The sequence below is a fragment of the Asticcacaulis solisilvae genome (assembly GCF_017875235.1).
Taxonomy (GTDB): Bacteria; Pseudomonadota; Alphaproteobacteria; order Caulobacterales; family Caulobacteraceae; genus Asticcacaulis; species Asticcacaulis solisilvae_A.
This window is the reverse complement of record NZ_JAGGMI010000004.1, coordinates 105233-121982: the sequence shown is the minus strand read 5'-3', so window position 1 is coordinate 121982 and position 16750 is coordinate 105233. Positions and strand designations below refer to the sequence as shown.

The 16750-nt window shown below is 62.4% G+C and carries 14 protein-coding genes; 6 read left to right on the top strand and 8 right to left on the bottom strand.

Annotated elements, in window-relative coordinates; all coding sequences use genetic code 11:
- Positions 1-105 precede the first annotated feature (105 nt).
- The 4 genes from J2X24_RS08880 to J2X24_RS08865 all read right to left on the bottom strand — a co-directional run bounded on the left by J2X24_RS08880 (position 106) and on the right by J2X24_RS08865 (position 4666).
- Positions 106-1794 (bottom strand): hybrid sensor histidine kinase/response regulator, encoded by a 1689-nt coding sequence (locus tag J2X24_RS08880; protein ID WP_245344573.1) that lies wholly within the window; start codon positions 1792-1794, stop codon positions 106-108.
- A 5-nt stretch (positions 1795-1799) separates the two neighbouring features.
- Positions 1800-2246 carry a response regulator gene (locus J2X24_RS08875; RefSeq protein ID WP_209719782.1) on the bottom strand — a complete coding sequence of 149 codons (447 nt, stop codon included), beginning with the start codon at positions 2244-2246 and terminating at the stop codon, positions 1800-1802.
- An 8-nt stretch (positions 2247-2254) separates the two neighbouring features.
- Positions 2255-4105 carry a sensor histidine kinase gene (locus J2X24_RS08870; RefSeq protein WP_209719780.1) on the bottom strand — a complete coding sequence of 617 codons (1851 nt, stop codon included), beginning with the start codon at positions 4103-4105 and terminating at the stop codon, positions 2255-2257.
- Positions 4106-4372: 267 nt separating this feature from the next.
- A complete protein-coding gene (locus tag J2X24_RS08865) occupies positions 4373-4666 on the bottom strand; it encodes a DUF883 family protein (RefSeq protein ID WP_209719777.1) in 294 nt (97 codons plus the stop codon).
- 383 nt (positions 4667-5049) lie between these two features.
- Between J2X24_RS08865 and J2X24_RS08860 the strand changes: the two genes are divergently transcribed.
- On the top strand, positions 5050-5220 hold the full coding sequence (locus J2X24_RS08860; protein ID WP_209719774.1) for a hypothetical protein: 171 nt from the start codon (positions 5050-5052) through the stop codon (positions 5218-5220).
- 334 nt (positions 5221-5554) lie between these two features.
- Here the strand turns inward: J2X24_RS08860 and J2X24_RS08855 are convergent, their stop codons facing one another.
- From J2X24_RS08855 to J2X24_RS08845, 3 genes are all read right to left on the bottom strand, one after another.
- Positions 5555-6874 (bottom strand): glycoside hydrolase family 130 protein, encoded by a 1320-nt coding sequence (locus J2X24_RS08855; RefSeq protein WP_209719771.1) that lies wholly within the window; start codon positions 6872-6874, stop codon positions 5555-5557.
- Between the two features lie 87 nt (positions 6875-6961).
- Complete coding sequence (locus J2X24_RS08850; RefSeq protein ID WP_245344572.1) at positions 6962-9388, bottom strand: glycosyltransferase family 4 protein; 2427 nt, start codon at positions 9386-9388, stop codon at positions 6962-6964.
- Positions 9389-9605: 217 nt separating this feature from the next.
- On the bottom strand, positions 9606-10607 hold the full coding sequence (locus J2X24_RS08845; RefSeq protein ID WP_209719768.1) for a Gfo/Idh/MocA family protein: 1002 nt from the start codon (positions 10605-10607) through the stop codon (positions 9606-9608).
- Between the two features lie 78 nt (positions 10608-10685).
- Here J2X24_RS08845 and J2X24_RS08840 point away from each other — a divergent pair, with 78 nt between their 5' ends.
- From J2X24_RS08840 to J2X24_RS08830, 3 genes are all read left to right on the top strand, one after another.
- Entirely contained in the window at positions 10686-10985 is a 300-nt protein-coding gene (locus J2X24_RS08840) for an antibiotic biosynthesis monooxygenase family protein (protein ID WP_209719765.1), read from the top strand.
- Positions 10985-12697, top strand: a complete 1713-nt coding sequence (locus J2X24_RS08835; protein WP_245344571.1) for a bifunctional protein-serine/threonine kinase/phosphatase — start codon at positions 10985-10987, stop codon at positions 12695-12697. Before J2X24_RS08840 ends, J2X24_RS08835 begins: the two co-directional genes overlap by 1 nt.
- 163 nt (positions 12698-12860) lie before the next feature.
- Entirely contained in the window at positions 12861-13451 is a 591-nt protein-coding gene (locus tag J2X24_RS08830; RefSeq protein ID WP_209719760.1) for a hypothetical protein, read from the top strand.
- Between the two features lie 54 nt (positions 13452-13505).
- Here the strand turns inward: J2X24_RS08830 and J2X24_RS08825 are convergent, their stop codons facing one another.
- A complete protein-coding gene (locus tag J2X24_RS08825; RefSeq protein WP_209719757.1) occupies positions 13506-13961 on the bottom strand; it encodes an Lrp/AsnC family transcriptional regulator in 456 nt (151 codons plus the stop codon).
- A 259-nt stretch (positions 13962-14220) separates the two neighbouring features.
- Between J2X24_RS08825 and J2X24_RS08820 the strand changes: the two genes are divergently transcribed.
- Positions 14221-15246: an FAD:protein FMN transferase gene (locus J2X24_RS08820; RefSeq protein ID WP_209719753.1), complete on the top strand. Its 1026-nt coding sequence runs from the start codon at positions 14221-14223 to the stop codon at positions 15244-15246.
- A 43-nt stretch (positions 15247-15289) separates the two neighbouring features.
- The gene (locus J2X24_RS08815) at positions 15290-16639 is read left to right on the top strand and encodes an NADPH cytochrome P450 oxidoreductase family protein (protein WP_209719750.1); all 1350 of its coding nucleotides are present in this window, start codon (positions 15290-15292) and stop codon (positions 16637-16639) included.
- Positions 16640-16750: the final 111 nt, after the last annotated feature.

The following is a 16750-nucleotide window of genomic DNA, read 5'->3' as shown; positions in this document are numbered from 1 at the left end:
GCATGATGCGTTTAAATCGAACCGCTATCATGCTCTAGGTTTTTGTTTTATCGCGATATTTAGCCAAAAACCGCTGCACACTTTTTGGCATATCGCTCTAGGAATTTAACGCAGCTGACCGAGCTTCAGGGCCAGAATATCGGGCAGGACGGGCTTGGAGATATATTCGTCCATCCCTGCCTGCAGGCAGCGCTCGCGGTCGCCGGCCAGGGCATGGGCCGTCACCCCGATAATGGTGTTGCGATAGCCCCGGCCGGTTGCTTCCTTGGCGGCTTCGAGGTCGCGGATCCAGCGCGTGGTCTCCAGCCCGTCCATGCCCTGCATCTGCACGTCCATCAGGATGGCGTAGTGCGGGCCGCCGGCGGCCTTGATGATGTCGATCGCCTCCGTGCCCGACATGGCCGACACCGTGTCGTAGCCCAGCTCCTCCAGCATGAGGCTGAGCACCATGATATTGGGCGCGTAGTCCTCGACGATAAGCACGCAGGGACGGCCATTTTCGCCGGTGATGGGCTTGAAGGCGCGGCGCTGGCTGTAAAGCGCGGTCAGGCTGGCCGACATCGGACGGACATTGCCGGCCGGGGCGACGGCGACGGGTTCCTCGCTGGTGGCGCGGTCCTGGTTGAGCGTCACCTTGAACACAGAGCCCTTACCCTGCTGGCTTTCGACGCGGATGGCGCCGCCCATCAGCTCGACCAGCGAGCGGGCGATCGACAGGCCAAGGCCCGATCCGCCGAAGCGGCGCGTGATGGTCTCGTCGGCCTGGGTGAACTTGTCGAAGATCAGCGGCAGCTTTTCCGCCGGGATGCCGATGCCGGTATCGCGGACCGACAGGTCGAGCGTCACCGAATCGTCACCGGCCGGGCGGGTCTCGGCCGTGATGACGATCTCGCCCTCATCGGTGAACTTCAGCGCGTTGCTGACGAGGTTCATCAGGACCTGCTGCAAACGCGTCCGGTCGCCCATCAGCACGTCGCCGTGGGTGCGGTCATCGAGCACAAGGCGCAGGTTCTTACGCCCGGCGTCGGGCTCGAACATCAGGTGGATGTCCTTGAGAATCTCCGCCGGCTCATAACGGATGCTTTCCAGGGCGATCCGGTCATCCTCGATGCGGCTGATGTCGAGCAGGTCGTTGATCAGCTTCAGCAGCAGGTCGGCATTGGTGCGCAGCGTTTCGACGATCTTCTTCTGGTCGTCATTGAGCGGCGACTTGGCCAGAACGGTCGCCAGGCCTGTGACCACGTTCATCGGCGTGCGGATTTCGTGGCTCATGGTCGCCAGGAAGCGGCTTTTGGCTTCGCTCGCCTGTTCCGCGCGCTCCTTGGCCAACATCAGCTCCTCGCGCTGGCGGGCATTCTCGCGCAGCAGGCGTTCCTTGGTGTAGGCGGCCTGCATGATGGCCGGCAGCAGGTCAAGATAGGTCTGGTTGACGTCCTTGACGGCATAGTCGGCGGCGCCGCGCTGCAGGGCCTCAAGCGCGATGCGCTCATCGCCGCCGACGGTCAGGATGACGGCGGGCGGGGAGCCCGGCACCTTGCCCAGCCGCTCCAGCAGTTCAAGGCCGCTCATGCCCGGCAGGTTGTAGTCGACCAGCAGCAGGTCATACGCCTTGCCGTCGCGCATGATCAGGTCCAGCGCCTTTTCGGCGGTCTCGACCGTATCGACGGCCAGGCCGGCGCGGTCCATGCGTTTCTGCAACAGACGCGCCAATGCCGCGTCGTCCTCGACATACAGGATCTGCTGCATGCCGGACAACGGGTGGGATTGTGGATCTATTTCGGCGTCAAGCGGCATGAGAATCAGTCGTTGATATGGGGTACGCGAACTATGGTCATCATAAGGCCGAGTTTCTGGATCGCCTCGGAAAATTCATCATAGCCGACCGGTTTGTTCATGAAAACATTGCATCCCAGGGCATAGCAGCGATCGATGTCCTTGGGGCTGTCGGTCGTCGTCAGAACGATGACGGGCATCCGCCGCGTCGTTTCCGAAGCCTTGAGGTGCTTCAGGATTTCGAACCCGTCGATGTCCGGCAGGTTGAGATCAAGGACGGCGACCATCTTGTCGTAATGACGTTCGGGCTGGTCGGGGCCGAAGAAATAGTCCATGGCCGCCTTGCCCGATTCCAGGTGCTCTATGGTGTTCTGCACGCCGCTGCGTTTTAGGTTGCGGCGGATGAGGCTGGCGTGGCCGGCGTCGTCTTCGACCAGCACAAGCGAGAAGGGTTCCGAAAACGGAGGGGTCATGAGGTGTCCTAACTCGCCAGAGCCCGGGTTTCTTGAGGCAGTTCGGCATTGGCGGCGGCGGGAAGTTTCTTGGGCAGGCTGAAATAGAAGGTCGTGCCGACATCGACGGTCGAATCGAACCAGATGGCGCCGGACAGCTTGCGCAGAGTTGCCTTGACGAAGGCCATCCCCAGCCCCAGCCCGCGCACATCGCCGGTATTGCGGGCGCGGCGGAAGATGTGGAAGACCTTCTGGCGGTCGTCGGCCTCGATACCGCGGCCGTTGTCGCCGATGGAAAAGACGTACTCGCGGCTGGTCTCGACGCAGGAGACCTCGATGCGTCCGGGGCGTCCTGGCTGCAGGTACTTGACGGCGTTGTCGAGCAGGTTGGAAAAGATCTGTTCCAGCGCCACAGGGTCGGTGATCAGTTCGGGCAGGTGGCCAACCACGACCTCGACGCCCTTGCCGGTCAGTTCGTAGCTCTGCGCGCCCAGGCACTTGTCGAATATGTCGCGCGAACTGACGCGGTCTTCGCGATAGACGTACTTGCCGATGCGCGACAGGTCGAGGATGGCTGTGGTCAGGGTATCCATGCGGTCGACAGCCTTGCCGATAAAGCCCAGGGATTCGGGGATATCCGCCTTGAGCAGGGCTTCGAGCCGGGCCCAGGTGTCGGCGCCCATCTTCCTTTTCTGCGGTTCGATGAGTTCGCGGACCTCCTCCACGGCCATGGCCAGTTCGTGGCTAAAGCCCTTGAGGTTGACCAGGGGCGAGCGCATGTCGTGCGAGGTGATGTAGGTGAAGGCTTCCATGTCGGCGTGGAGTTGCTTGTACTCCTCCTCGCGTTCCTTCTGCTCGGTGATGTCGGTATGCGTGCCGATAAGGGTGCGAATCTGGCCGAACTTGTCCCAGGTGCCGACGCCGCGAGACAGCACCCAGCGCCAGGTGCCGTCCTTGTGCTTCATGCGGAAGACGTTGGCGTAGACCGGCGACTGGCGCATGATGTACTGGCGCCGCACCTCCAGGACCTTGGGCAGGTCGTCGGGGTGGACCAGGCTCATGACGGCGTCGATCGTGTCGGCGATCTCGTCCTCGCCATAGCCCAGCATCGCCTTGAATTCACGTGAGGCGTAGAAGGTCTCGCTGACGAAGTTGAGTTCGTAGAGGCCGTCATTGATGCCGTTCATGACGGTGCGGAAGCGCATCTCGGCCTTGCGGCTCTCGTCCTCGAAGGCCTGGTTCTCGGTCTCAAGCTTGATGATGGTGATCGTGCCGATCAGCACGATGCCGATGCCGATGATGGCGCCGATGATCAGTATATAGATGAAGTTCGCCCGCTGCGATTCGACCTGCTTGACGTGCGCTTTCAGACTGGACAGGCGCATCGCGACGCTGTCGTCGAGCCGTTCGCGCAAGCCATCCATGGCTGCCTTCTGCCGGCCAAGGTCCTGGACCGACACCGCGCCCCGGCCGTGGGTCCTGACGGCGGCGATCTGGCGCTCATAGGTCTTCTGGATGTCGTCGATCGAGTCGAGCCAGACGTTGGTTTGGGCGAAGAAGGCTTTTTCGCGGTAGGTGACGTTGCGCAGGGTTACGACCTGGGCGCGTAACCGGGCGCCGGCTTCGCGGTAGGGCTTCAGGAAACGATCGTCGCCGGACAGGATATAGCCGCGCACGCCGTTTTCCATTTCCAGCGTGCCGATATAGATGTTCCGTGTCTGGCCGATGGTTTCGTACTGATAGACGGTGTCGTCGTTCAAGTCTTCGACGGTCTTGTACTGGCTGTGAATGATCATGGTGAAGGCGCACAGTGCGATCGACACGATGCTGAAGAAGGCCAGGTAGATGTGCTTGACGTTAATGCCCCAGGGTAACCACATCGTTTTCGGCCGTTGATGATGCCTTCTGCCCATATTATCCCAGATGCGGGTGAGGGGCCCCACTGGAATTCGGCGGCATGCCGAAAACGGGTCTGTCTGTCACCCGAAAGTGAACGCTAGCGCGCGTGTTCACAAGCGGCAATAAGTGACACGGCGCAAAAAATAAAAAACCCGTAAGAGCGTGGCTCCTACGGGCAGTTTGCAGGCAGGGGGAGAAAGCTTTTAATGCCGCCCCTGCGTCGTGAGAGGGCGGGCGATCCGTATATTTTAGCGGCGGGTCAGAAGCGCGCCGAGGATAAAGCCGGCGCCGAGCGCAATGGCGCTGGAGCGGATGGGGTTCGACTTGATTTCGGCCTCTACGGTCTGTGAGAAGCGAGAAGTCTGGTCGAGGGTCTTGTCAAGCGCGCCGCGGACCTTCTGGCCGGCTTCGCTGGCATAGTCCGAAACACTGTGGAGCGCGTCCTTGCCTTCGTTCGCGGCGTCCTGAGCGGCGTTGCGCAGGTCGTTCTCGGCGGACGCCTTGGTCACATTGGCGGCGGCTTTGGTGGCGGAGGACAGCATGTGAGGGGACTCCTATCGTTTAACAAAAACGGTTCAGCGATGTCGGGGAGAATAAGGGGTCGCGTTCACGGAGGCCTTGTCTGAGGTCTTAGGCTAGGGGGGGGCGATGAAGAGCCCCAAACCCGGCGTCCGTGAACGCGATGATGTTAGACTACAGGCCACTCCCTCAAAGGACCATGCGCTGCGCCGGTGGTGAAAATAAAATAGCCGTAAGGGAGGGCGGCCCAATTCATTGGCAATTTTGCGGGCAATGGTTTGCAGGTATGTCTTACCCCAAATTTACCCGGGCCACGGCGATGAGGTGCGTCAATTTTATGCGCGTCCTGATAGGTTTGAACCTATTCGCATCCCCGCGATACCACCCATTTCAGGAGGAGCTCATCATGTCAGTCAAGTCGAGCATCAAGGAAACCGCCGGCGCCGCCGAGGAAGAACTGGGCGAAGCCCTGCACAACGACAAGATGGCCGAAAAGGGCCGTCGCATGCGCAATGAAGGCCGTGTCGGCAACGGCAAGATGCCGAAGGTCACCAAGGTCGGTTCCGAGAAGCCGTAAGGCAGAACCCCGACCAGACTACAAAAATGCCTCCCGGAATGACCGGGAGGCTTTTTTTTGCCAGCGATAAGCCGAAAGGTGTCAGCGGTTATCGCGGGAAACAAAAGTCAGAGTATGGCTTGCCTTGAAATATCCGCGTTATGTCATGCCTGTGCAACAGCCTCATGACAGGGCTGACACACTTTCGTAGCGTCAGGCAGTTAACACTCCAAACCCTTAAACGCCCCAAACTTTTAGATCGGTATGATTTCAAATGGAAACATCATACCGATCTAAGCTTTTGTTTTGTCGCGATATTTAAGGCGAAAACCGCTTACACTTTCGCCATATCGCTCTAAACACCCAAATGCGCCAGCAGGTCGCTGATCTTGATGGAAGCGAAGTGGATGCTGGAATCGGCCACACCATACGGCATGAACAACCAGTCCCCGACCTTCAGTGCGCCGCAGGTATAGATGACATTCGGCACATAGCCTTCACGATTGTCTTCTGACGGCGACAAGAGCGGCGTCTGCGAGCGGGCGATCACCTTTCGCGGATCGTCCTTGTCCAGCAGGGCCGCGCCCAGCGAATAGCGGCGCACGGGGCCGACGCCGTGGGTCAGGACCAGCCAGCCTTCGTCGAGCTCGATCGGCGAGCCGCAATTGCCCATCTGCACCAGTTCCCACGGATGCTCAGGCCCAAGGATGCGCTCGCCATTGTTCCAGATCAGCCGGTCGTCGCTTTCGAGATAGAACAGGCTTTCGTGGTCCAGGCGGGTAATGGCGGCGTAGCGGCCATGCAGCCGGCGCGGAAAGAGAGCCAGGCCCTTGTGGTTGGCGGCCGCGCCGCGGAACGGGATCAGTTTGAAGCTGCGGAAATCGGTGGTTTCGAAGCACTCGCAGGCGATTTCGCGGCCGTTATAGGCGGTATAGCTGCCGAGATAGACCTGGCTGCCGTCTTCTTCGGTAAACTTGACCATGCGCAGATCTTCCAGGCCATTGGTCTGGGAACGCGTCACTGGGAAGAGGACGGTTTCCGAGACCGGGCACGCCTGGTGGCTGTGGACCGTCACGGCGCCGTCATAGGGCAGCGGGTCCTTTGGGCGGGCGGCGACGGCGAAGTCCGTTTCGGGCTTCAGTTCGATCGAGCCGTCAGCGTGGAAAACGCCTTCGCGGAAGGAGATGGTCGAGATATGGCCTTCGCCGACTGTACGCGTCGACAGGATGAAGTTGACCGATCCGTTGCCGGCACCGGTCTGGTCCGGGTGAACGACGATCGACGGGTTCATGACCGCCGCGGCCTGGTAGCTGTACTCGTGGCTGAAATAGGCGCCGATCAGGGCGCGGTGGTCCTCGTCGATCGCCTCCATGCCGCCATTGATCGCCTGAATCTGGTTGAATCGCTCCAGGAAGATGCCGCGCGTCTGCCAGTGCCGTCCGGTGAAGTCGCGGTTGACCTCCTCCATGACGCTGCGGACCTCTTCCGCCGACAGGTTGATGATGGCGTCGCAGATCCGGGTCACGCGCGACATGGCGCCCTTGGCACTGTCGCGCGCGCTGCTGGCAATGGCAAAGGGCAGAATGACCACCCTTTCCGGATTGGCCCGAAGCATTAGCGGGCTTTGCAGCATTTCCACATGGGTTGTCTTTGTCAGCTTCGCGCCGCCGTCCATAGCTCTAAGTCCCTCTTGAAAGCCGTCCAGGCACCACGACAGTAGCCGTGGCGCCTGACATTGTCATTAATTCGTCGGCCGCGCCATTCAGGCTTCGGAATGCGCCGGCTGTTTTGTTTCGGGTACCGTGGTGGCCGGAACCTCCTTCGGAGCGTTCGCGACCTCCGCCTTCAGCTCCGTTTTAAGAGCGGTCCAGCTTAAGTGATAGGCCAGGATTGATTCCGCGCCCTGGTTTTCGTTGCAACCATTGACCGTCAGGCCGTCATAACAGCCGCCGTCGGCGGTCACCGTCGCCACGCTGTGGCTGTTCTTGCCTTCGAACCACGCCCACGCGCGCAAGGCTTCTTCGCGCCATTCGGGTTCGCCCGTGACGCGCCAGGCCGTCAGGCACGCCTCGATGCTGGCGATGACCTCCAGCGGCTGCTGGTCGTAGAGCGGATGGACTTCGCCGTCCTCCTTGAAGCGCGAGGTCGGGACTGGCAGGAAGCAACCCTTTACCGGCACGGTCTGCTGCTTCATCAGCCAGTCGAGCGACGCCAGGCCGTTACGCAAGGCCGTGCTGTCCGACAGGAATCGGCCGGCCAGGATCAGGCCGTCGCTCAAGCGGGCATTGTCATAGGACAGGGTGGGTTCGAACCACAGGCGGTCGGGGGTCGCCGTTTCCTTGTAATAGGTGTTCAGAGTCCGCGTCAGGTCGCGGACCGCGGCCTGGATATCCTGGGGCTGGCCGATGACACCGAAAGCGCGGATCAGCGTCTTGAGCACGATGGCGCGCGAGCGCATCGACGTCCAGGTCAGGGCGCGCGGCCAGACGCGCTGGCCCAACTCGATCGCCCAGTTGCGCAGGTCGTCCGGCAGGTCCGAGCGGGCGACATCGACCAGGGCTTCGAAGGTGCGGGCGCAGCAGTCATTGGAGCCGCCGTCGTCCAGCCATTGCCGGTCGAAGCTCATGAAGTTGCGGAACCGGCCGGTGTCGGGGTTCCAGGCGTGGTTGACGAAGCTGGCGTAAACATAGGCCAGGCGCAGTTGTTGCGCGTCCAGCTTGCCGAGCTTGGACTGGCGCGCGACCAGTCCCAGCGCGCGGCAGTTGTCGTCGGTGCAGTAGCCATGCGCGCGGTCCGGCAGGCGATACTTGCCGTGCTGATACATGCCAGTGTCGTCGCTCATGCGCTGGATGGCGTCCCAGACAGGGCGTTGCGCCGTGAAGCTGCTGTGCGCCTCGGCAACCTTGCGGCCGGCTTTCACGTCGTCTTCGGCGCGGGCGATGTAGGCCTGGGCCACCGCTGACCAGCGCGAGGACAGGCCGTACATATAGGCCTTGCGCGACATGGCTTCGCGGGTGGTGTCCTGCTCCATCAGTTCGGCGATCGCCTTGCCGAAGGCCTGGCTGTCGTGGAACGGACACAGGATGCCGACACCGTTGGCGAGCGCTTCCTGGGCATGCCAGTACGGCGTTGAAACGACCGGACGGCCCAGTGCGATGGCATAGGAAAGGGTTCCGGAGGTGATCTGGGTCTCGGTCAGGTACGGGGTCACATAGACATCCGTCGCCTGAAGAATATCGACCAGGTCATTGTCACTGACAAAGGTGTTGATGAAGCGGATATGGTTTTCGACGCCCAGGTCACGCGCCATGGCCTTGAGGCTGTCGCGATACTTTTCACCTTCGTGGCGGATAAGGTGCGGGTGGGTGGCGCCCACGATCAGATACATCAGGTCCGGCGTGCCGCGCACCACTTCCGGTAACGCGGAAATAACTGTTTCGATGCCCTTGTTGGGTGACAGGAGGCCGAAGGTCGTCAGGACCTTGCGGCCGGAAAGGTTTTGCTGGGCCTTGAAGATTTCGGTGTCCTGAAGCGGCCGGGACGGCGCGCCGTGCGGCACGATGGCGATCTTGGATTCCGGCACGCCATAGACGCGTTTCAGGATATCGGCCCCTTTGCGCGCCATGGTCACCAGCGTCGCAGAAATCCGGATCAGCCCGTCCATGACGCGCTTCTGTTCTTCGTTCGGCGTTTCCAGAATGGTGTGCAGCGTCGTGACGACCGGCATCTTCAGCCGTTCCAGGCAGTCGAGCAGGTAGGCGCCCGAGGGGCCGCCATAGATGCCGAACTCATGCTGCACGAACAGGACCTGCGTGCCCGAGGCATTCAGTTCGTCAGCCAGCCGGATATAGGCGTCGGCCTCGTTCTGCGGGATCTGTTGGGTCACCTCCGGCGGATAGTCGTAGGTGTTGCCAGGGTCGTTCATGGCGATGACGTCCCAGCGTGCGCCGGGCAGGGCCTTGTGCAGGCAGTTGTACATGTCGCGGGTAAAGGTCGCCAGGCCGCACTGGCGCGGCGGGAAGTTGCCGATGATCGCCGTCCGGGTAAGGGATGCGCCGATACTCTGCGCCGCAGCAATCTGGGGGATGTCAGCCACGGTAAAATCTTCACCTTGGGATTTGAACGTCGTGGCTTCGAGCATCTGGACCTCTGAAAAAACGGCCGCGCGAACCACGGGGAGGGATGGCATCGACCTCACCTGCCGGCCGGCGGGAAACTATGGGATTGAGGGCGCAAAGGCTTGCGCCGCTTCGCATCGCACAATGTCCGGCGGCGGATAAAGAATCAGTAGGAAAATCCGGAAACGCGGTAAGCGGCGCATGATCCCGGGCGTTCTCAAGAGAACGTGATGGCGCACGGTAACCGCGTGATTGCGAACTCCAATTTTAATGTATTTAGGAAATGCCTTAGATGGCTTCCCACCTGCCGGAGGTTTCCGACCGGAACAGGGCGTCGATGATGCGCATATTGGCGCGGGCATCATCCATATCGTAGGGCAAGGGGATTTCGCCCAGGATGGCGCGCGAGAAGTCCTCGCTCATCCGCGTATACTGGTCCGAGATGTCCATCGTATGCAGCTTCGCCGTGGCGCCGGTCAGTGACTCGCCGTTGTCGATGATGAAGACATTAGGTTCGTCCGGCTGGGCGTTGTAGGACACAGGGATGGTCAGGCGAGCGTCGGGCCCCCAGATGGTGAGCTGCTGGGCGCGCGCCAGTTGCGTCGAGACGCCGAAAGTCAGCTGGCGGCCACCGCCGAAGTCGAGAATCCCGCCCGTCACCACATCGGTGCCCCAGTCCGGGTGGCGGGTGAAGATGGCGATGGCGCGCACCGGTTCGGCTTCGAAGAAAAAGCGACCGGCGACGATGGGATAACAGCCGATATCCATCAGGCCGCCGCCGCCCCACTCGACCTTATTGCGGATATTGGCCGGGTCCTGGTTGTTGTAGCTGAAATAGGACTGGATCATCTGCGGCGCGCCACCCAAGGCGCCGCTGCGCACCTCTTTACGCGCTGCGTTCCACTGCAGCGAATGGCGCACCATGAAGCCTTCCATGATGTGCACCTTGTTCTCCACTTCACGCAGCTGGTCGATCTCGGCGGCATTCAAGGCCATCGGCTTTTCGCACAAGACGTGCTTGCCGGCGCGCGCGGCGGCAAGCGTCATCGGCACGTGCAGGTGGTTGGGCAGCGGATTGTAGATGGCGTCGATTGATGGATCGGCGAACAGGTCTTCATAAGATCCATAGGCCTTGTCGATGCCGATGCTGTCGGCGACGCCTTGCGCGGCGCTGAGGTCGCGCGAGGCGATGGCGGCCACCTCGACATATTGGCTTTTGCGCATGCCGGGAATGACCTTGGTCACGCCGATGCGCGCGGTGGACAGGATACCCCACTTGACCGTTTTCATGCTTGCTAGTCCCGGCTGTGCCCGAATAGAGTGACCGCAATAGCGCGCGCCTTCAAGCGCCGCAACCATGGAGCCACTATGATCACCGAAATCGCCGCCCTCCGTATCGATCCTGCCCGCGCGAGCGACTTCGAAGCCGCCGTCGCCGCGGCGAAGGAGCACTTCCGGGCGGCGAAGGGCTGCCACGGCATGAGCCTGGAACGCGTCATTGAAACGCCGGGGGCCTATAACCTGCGCGTCCTGTGGGAAACGGTCGAAGCGCACACGGTTGATTTCCGTGGCTCGGAGAACTTCCAGAAGTGGCGCGCCCTGGCCGGCCCGTTCTTTCTTGAGCCGCCCGTCGTCGTTCATAGCGAAACCGTCGGCGCCTATTTTTGATGGCGGCTCCCACCCAACGCCTGAAGGTCGCCACCGGTTTCGCCAGTGAAGCCGGGCCACGTCCCGACAACCAGGATTTCGCCGCCGCTTACCTCGAAGGGCCGCCGCGCCATCACGGTCTGGTCGCGGCCGTGGCCGACGGCGTCGGCGGCAACAAGGGCGGACGCGTGGCGGCCGAGCTGTCGGTGCGTGCCTTCATCGACGACTATGTCAGCCAGTCCGATGCCCTGCCGCCGCGCAAGACGGCCGCGCGCGCGCTTGAAAGTATCAACCACTGGATCCACGTCCAGGGACAGAAGGACGAAAACCTCAAGTCCATGGCGGCGGTCTTCACCGGCATCGTCATCAAGGGACACCGTCTGCACTGCTTCCATGTCGGCGATACGCGGCTTTATCGGCTGCGCGACGGCGCGCTCAGTCAGTTGACGCGCGATCACAAGCCCGAGGGCGCCGAGCAGTCGAGCCTGATCACGCGCGCCATCGGCCTGGAAGAGGCGGTGCGCATCGACTACCGCATCGAGGACGTACAAACGCACGACCGCCTGCTCCTGACCAGCGACGGCGTCCACGGGCCTTTGTCGGCCGACCAGATCGAAGCCATCCTGATCCAGCGCGCCTCGCCCGAGGAAACCGCGCGCAAGCTGGTCTCCGAAGCCCTGGCGCACAATGGCGACGACAATACGACCGCGCTTGTCGTCGACGTACTGGAACTGCCGCCGGCGACGCTTGAGGATCTGGATGCCGCCTTTGCCCGCCTGCCGCTGTTGGAGGCGCCCGAGACCGGCGCGGTGGTCGACGACTTCCGGCTGGAACAACGCCTGGCTGACGGCGACTACAGCCGCGTCTTCCGGGCGCGCGACCTGAAGGACCAGCGCACCGTCCTGCTCAAATTCCCCAAGCCCGATACCATCGGCTCGGAACAGTCGGCGCGTTCGGTCTTCGCGCGCGAGGCCTGGGTCGCAAGCCGCGTCCAGCACGCGCTTGTCGGCGCCGTCCTGACCCTGCCGCCGGGCCGCCAGACGCGGCTTTACATCGCCCAGCCCTTCTACGAAGGCGAAACCCTGGAAGAGCGGCTGTCACGCACGGAAAAGGTGCCGGTCGAGACGGGCCTGGACATCGCGACGAAACTCGCCAAGGCCGTGGCCGCGCTGCACCGCGCCGGCATCGTCCATCGCGATATCAAGCCGGAAAACGTCATGCTGCTCAACGACGGTGGTTTGAAGCTGATCGACCTTGGCGTGGCGCGGCTGATCCATCTCGATCCGGCCGGTGAGGTCGACCACACGCCGGGGACGCCCAACTACAAGTCGCCGGAACTCTATGACGGCTTGCCGGGCGACGAGCGCTCCGACATCTTCGCGCTGGGCGTCAGCCTCTATCGCATGTTCTCGGGCGGCGACTTCCCCTATCCGGACGCGCCGGCCTTCTCCAAGCCGGTCCTGGGGCGTCCGCAGGCCCTGTGGTCCAAGCGCCGCGACCTGCCGGCCTGGCTGGAGAACGTCATCCTGACCGCCATCGCGCCCGAGCCGTCCGAACGTTTCCAGGACGGCTTTGAAATGGCCTATGCGCTGGAGAACGGCATGTTGTCGACGGCGCCGGCGTCAACCCGCCGCAGCCAATGGTGGCGCGCCGATCCGGTCAAGCTGTGGCAGGCGATTTCCCTGCTGCTGCTGATCGCGCTGCTGGTGGTCGCCGGTATGAAGTTTGGATAGCGATATGCCAAAAAGTGTGCAGCGGTTTTTGGCTAGATATCGCGATGAACAAATCACGCTTATCAATATTTGACAGCTCCGAGCAAACTGTCCGGCGTATCTTTTACAAACGCGCGGCTAGACTTCGCAAATGCGCAATGACGCCTTGCTAGGAGAGCCAGACATGGACACGAGAGAGAAGATTCTGCCGCGCGGTCCGCAAGAGACCTCGGGCCCGAACCCGTCGATTAACCCGGACGCCATCGCCGACAATCCCGGCATCGATGACGCGACCGGCTCCATTTCCGGACTGGACTATGACAGTCCGCGCACCCTGTCCTTTAAGGACGAGGAACCCGCACAAGACGTAGGCCCGGAAATCGGCAAGAAGCCCCTTCTCACCCGTGAACAGTGGCAGATCGTCGGCGCGATCGCCGGTGGCGTCGCCGTTGCCGGGATAGCCGGCATCCTCTATGCCCGCTCGCGCCGTCCGGAAAGCCGCATCGAGCGCTTTGCGCATCGGATCGGCCTGAACAAGTTCAACCTGTCCAAGCCGGCATATGGTTATCGCAAGCAGGTCGACCATGCCCGCGATCGCCTGCACCATTATGAAGGCAAGGCACGTGAGCAACTGGCCCATCTCGAAGAGCTGGCCCGTGACCGCCTGTCGCGCATGGACCGTCCGCATCTGTCGGACTTCCACTTCTCGGATTTCCGCGTTGGCCGTAACTCAGCGCACAAGGCGGGCGACCGCTTCCTGGCCTTCTTCAAATAAGGCCTGACAGCCAGATTTTAAAAGCCGGTCCTTCGGGGCCGGCTTTTTTGCATCTTATCTTTCGAGCTTTGTCGCAAGGATCACCGAGGTGGTGGTGCGCTCGACGCCATCCAGCATGCCGATCCGGTCGAGCAGTTCGTTCATGGCCACGCTGTCGGCGGCCTCGACCAGCACGATGATGTCGTATTCGCCGCTGATAGCATAGATGGCCGATACCTCGGCGATTTCGGCCAGCCCGGTCTCAGCCGCCTGTCCCTGGCGCGGCAGGGTCTTGATCATCACATGAGCGCGCATGCGCGTCTTGGAGAACGCCGTGCCGAGCCGGACCGTATAGCCTTCGATAATGCCTTCCGCTTCAAGGCGTTCCAGCCGCGCATAGACCTGGGCGCGCGGGATTTCGAGCACGGTCGCCAGTTGGGATACTGGCCGTCGCGCATCCTCGCGCAGACAGGCCAGCAGGCGGCTGTCCATGGGGTCGAGGTCAGCGGAAGCCCCTTTTCGCGTCGTCATCAGATGGTTTCGTCCCAAATCAAGTGTGGGCAATGGGATACACGCCCCGCCGGATCGATCAAGCGCTTTGACACGGGCTGGCATATTGCGCTGCGTCATGTTTCTATAATTGAAACGGTTTTGTGACGGCTTCGGGGGCTTGCATGATTACGCAATTGACAGCGCAGGTCTCTGCCCGTAAATGCAAATCATTCTCATTTTTTGAGGTTGGAGCAGGGGCCAAGACCGAAGAATGCCGTCTGACGCCACGGATGCACGCATGACCGGACCATCCGGCGCCTATGACACCCGGGTGGTCATTCCGGACCTCGCGGCCTTGCCGCGTCCGGACGCGGAGGCGCGCAAGCTTGTCCTGGAGGGTGAGGCGTTCGCCACCGACTGGCGTATCGCCGTCTACGTAACGGCGGAACGGCTGGCGGGGCTGGAGCAGACCCTGCGTCCTCGCGTGCAGGCGTGGCTCGACCTGATCGACCGGCAGATGAGCCCCTACAAGCCGCAGTCGGACCTGTGCCGCTTCAATGCCGCAGGCCCCAACAGCTTCGTGCCCCTGCCGCAGGTCATGCTGCAGGTGGTGCGCCACGCGCTCGATATCGCCCGGCTGACCGATGGCGCGTTCGACCCGTCTCTGCTGTCGGCGGTCGAGATGTGGGGGTTCGGCGCCAAGGTCGTGACGGACGACGTGCCGGCGGAGGCCGAGATCCGCCGGGTGCGCGATTGCGCGCACGACTGGCGCGACCTGGTGTGGCAGGCGAACGGCATGGTTCGTCCAGATGGCGTCAGGCTGGATCTGTGCGCCATCGCCAAGGGCTATGCGGTCGATGGCCTGGCGCAGATGCTGAGCCTGGAACCCGGCATTTCGGCGGGGCTGGTCGAGATCGGCGGTGAACTTAAAGGCTTTGGCGTGCAGCCCGACGGCCTGCCATGGTGGGTCGAGGTGGAAAGCGCCGAAGGTGTCACGGCGACGCAACGCACGGTTATAGCCCTGTGCGACCATGCGGTGGCGACCTCGGGCGACCTGCGCCGGGGCTTCGAGCACGATGGCGTTCGGCTGTCGCACACGATCGACGCGCGCACCGCCTGCCCCGTGCGGCCGGAAGTGGCCAGCGCCACGGTCATCGACCGCGACGCCTGGCGCGCCGACGCGCTGGCGACCGCGCTGATCGTGATGGGCGAAGCGCGCGCACTGGCGTTCGCCCGGCAGGAGGGGATCGCCTGCCTGTTGCGCGTGAGGGATAATGGGACGATGCGGGACGCGATGAGTCCCGCTTTGGAGGCATGGCTTTGAGAGGTTGGGCTTTGAGGGATTGGGCTTTGAGGGATATTGGGCTTTGACGGAATTGGGCGCATTTGTAACCCAGGACACGACGCGCTGGCTGCTGGCCGGTGTGGCGGCGCTTATCGTCTTGATTGTGACCCTGCTGTCCTTCCGCAAGAAGCCGCAGGTTAGCGCCGCCGCGACCGTCGAGGCGATGAAGGAATCCTCGGCCATCCTCGTTCTCTACGCCTCGCAGACGGGACAGGCCGAATCGCTGGCCCGCCGCACGGCCGCCAGCCTCAACGCCGGCGGACAGGCTGCCATCGTCCTGTCGTTGAAAGAGGCAACGCCTGATCTGCTGCAGCACGCCGCGCAAGCCCTGTGCGTGGTGTCGACCGCCGGTGAGGGCGACGCGCCCGATGAAGCCATGCGCTTCGAACACACCCTGATGAAGAAGCGTGTCGAACTGGGTCAGCTCAGCTTTGCCATACTGGCGCTTGGTGACCGGACGCACGGCCATTTCTGCGCCTTTGGTCATAGGCTGGATGCCTGGCTGATGGAGTGCGGCGCTCGCCAGATGCGCGGCTGCGTTGAGGTCGACGATCTCGATCCCAAGGCCCTGGCCAAATGGGACGGCTTCCTGTCGAGCCTCGGCGCCGGCCAGGCCGCCGAAGAAGAGATCGTTTTTGATGACTGGCGGCTGGCGGCGCGCGAGGTCCTGAACCCCGACAGCAAGGCACAGAAACTGGTCCGCGTCGATCTTCAGCCGGTTGAAGGACAGGCCCAAAGACGTGTCGTATGGCAGGCCGGCGACCTGGTTGAAATCATCACGCCCAAGGGCCACCGCCGCGACTATTCGATCGCGTCCTTGCCTGGCGAAGGCCATGTCCGACTGCTGGTGCGGCAAAAGGCCGATGGCGATGGCTCGAAGCTGCTGACCGAGACGCTGCAACCCGGCGAAATCCTGAAGCTGCGCCTTAAAGTCCATGCCAATTTCCACTTGCCGGAAGGCTCGGGCCCGGTCCTGCTGATTGGTGCAGGATCCGGCCTGGCCGGCCTGCGCGCGCATTTGCTGACAGCCATGACCGCCGGGCGCCCGTGCTGGATGATTTATGGTGAGCGTAATCCGGTCACCGACGGCGGTGCGTGCGATGAACTGATCGCCTGGCAGGACAAGGGCCAACTGGCCCGGCTCGACCTCGCCTTCTCGTCCGTCACCGACGGGCAGGGGCGCTACGTCCAGGACGCCCTGGTCGGCCGGACAAAGGAACTGAAGGAATGGCTGGCCGATGGCGGATCGGTCCTCGTCTGCGGCGGGCTCGACATGGGCCGGGCCGTCGATGCCGCCCTGCGCCGGCACCTCGGCAATGACTGGGCCGAGGACGCCATCGCCGCCGGCCGCTATCGCCGTGATCTCTATTAAGCTCAGGACGACTTGTACGATTTTTTCCTTGAACAATCCCGCCAATATGGGACAGCTTGCATGCGGCAGCTTCACAAGCCTGCTGTAATCGATTACACCTAAATCACGAGA

Coding starts and splice junctions, on each gene's coding strand:
- J2X24_RS08880 (WP_245344573.1), bottom strand. CDS start 1,794: ATGCCGCTTGACGCCGAAATAGATCCACAATCCCACCCGTTGTCCGGC.
- J2X24_RS08875 (WP_209719782.1), bottom strand. CDS start 2,246: ATGACCCCTCCGTTTTCGGAACCCTTCTCGCTTGTGCTGGTCGAAGAC.
- J2X24_RS08870 (WP_209719780.1), bottom strand. CDS start 4,105: ATGTGGTTACCCTGGGGCATTAACGTCAAGCACATCTACCTGGCCTTC.
- J2X24_RS08865 (WP_209719777.1), bottom strand. CDS start 4,666: ATGCTGTCCTCCGCCACCAAAGCCGCCGCCAATGTGACCAAGGCGTCC.
- J2X24_RS08860 (WP_209719774.1), top strand. CDS start 5,050: ATGTCAGTCAAGTCGAGCATCAAGGAAACCGCCGGCGCCGCCGAGGAA.
- J2X24_RS08855 (WP_209719771.1), bottom strand. CDS start 6,874: ATGGACGGCGGCGCGAAGCTGACAAAGACAACCCATGTGGAAATGCTG.
- J2X24_RS08850 (WP_245344572.1), bottom strand. CDS start 9,388: ATGCCATCCCTCCCCGTGGTTCGCGCGGCCGTTTTTTCAGAGGTCCAG.
- J2X24_RS08845 (WP_209719768.1), bottom strand. CDS start 10,607: ATGAAAACGGTCAAGTGGGGTATCCTGTCCACCGCGCGCATCGGCGTG.
- J2X24_RS08840 (WP_209719765.1), top strand. CDS start 10,686: ATGATCACCGAAATCGCCGCCCTCCGTATCGATCCTGCCCGCGCGAGC.
- J2X24_RS08835 (WP_245344571.1), top strand. CDS start 10,985: ATGGCGGCTCCCACCCAACGCCTGAAGGTCGCCACCGGTTTCGCCAGT.
- J2X24_RS08830 (WP_209719760.1), top strand. CDS start 12,861: ATGGACACGAGAGAGAAGATTCTGCCGCGCGGTCCGCAAGAGACCTCG.
- J2X24_RS08825 (WP_209719757.1), bottom strand. CDS start 13,961: ATGACGACGCGAAAAGGGGCTTCCGCTGACCTCGACCCCATGGACAGC.
- J2X24_RS08820 (WP_209719753.1), top strand. CDS start 14,221: ATGACCGGACCATCCGGCGCCTATGACACCCGGGTGGTCATTCCGGAC.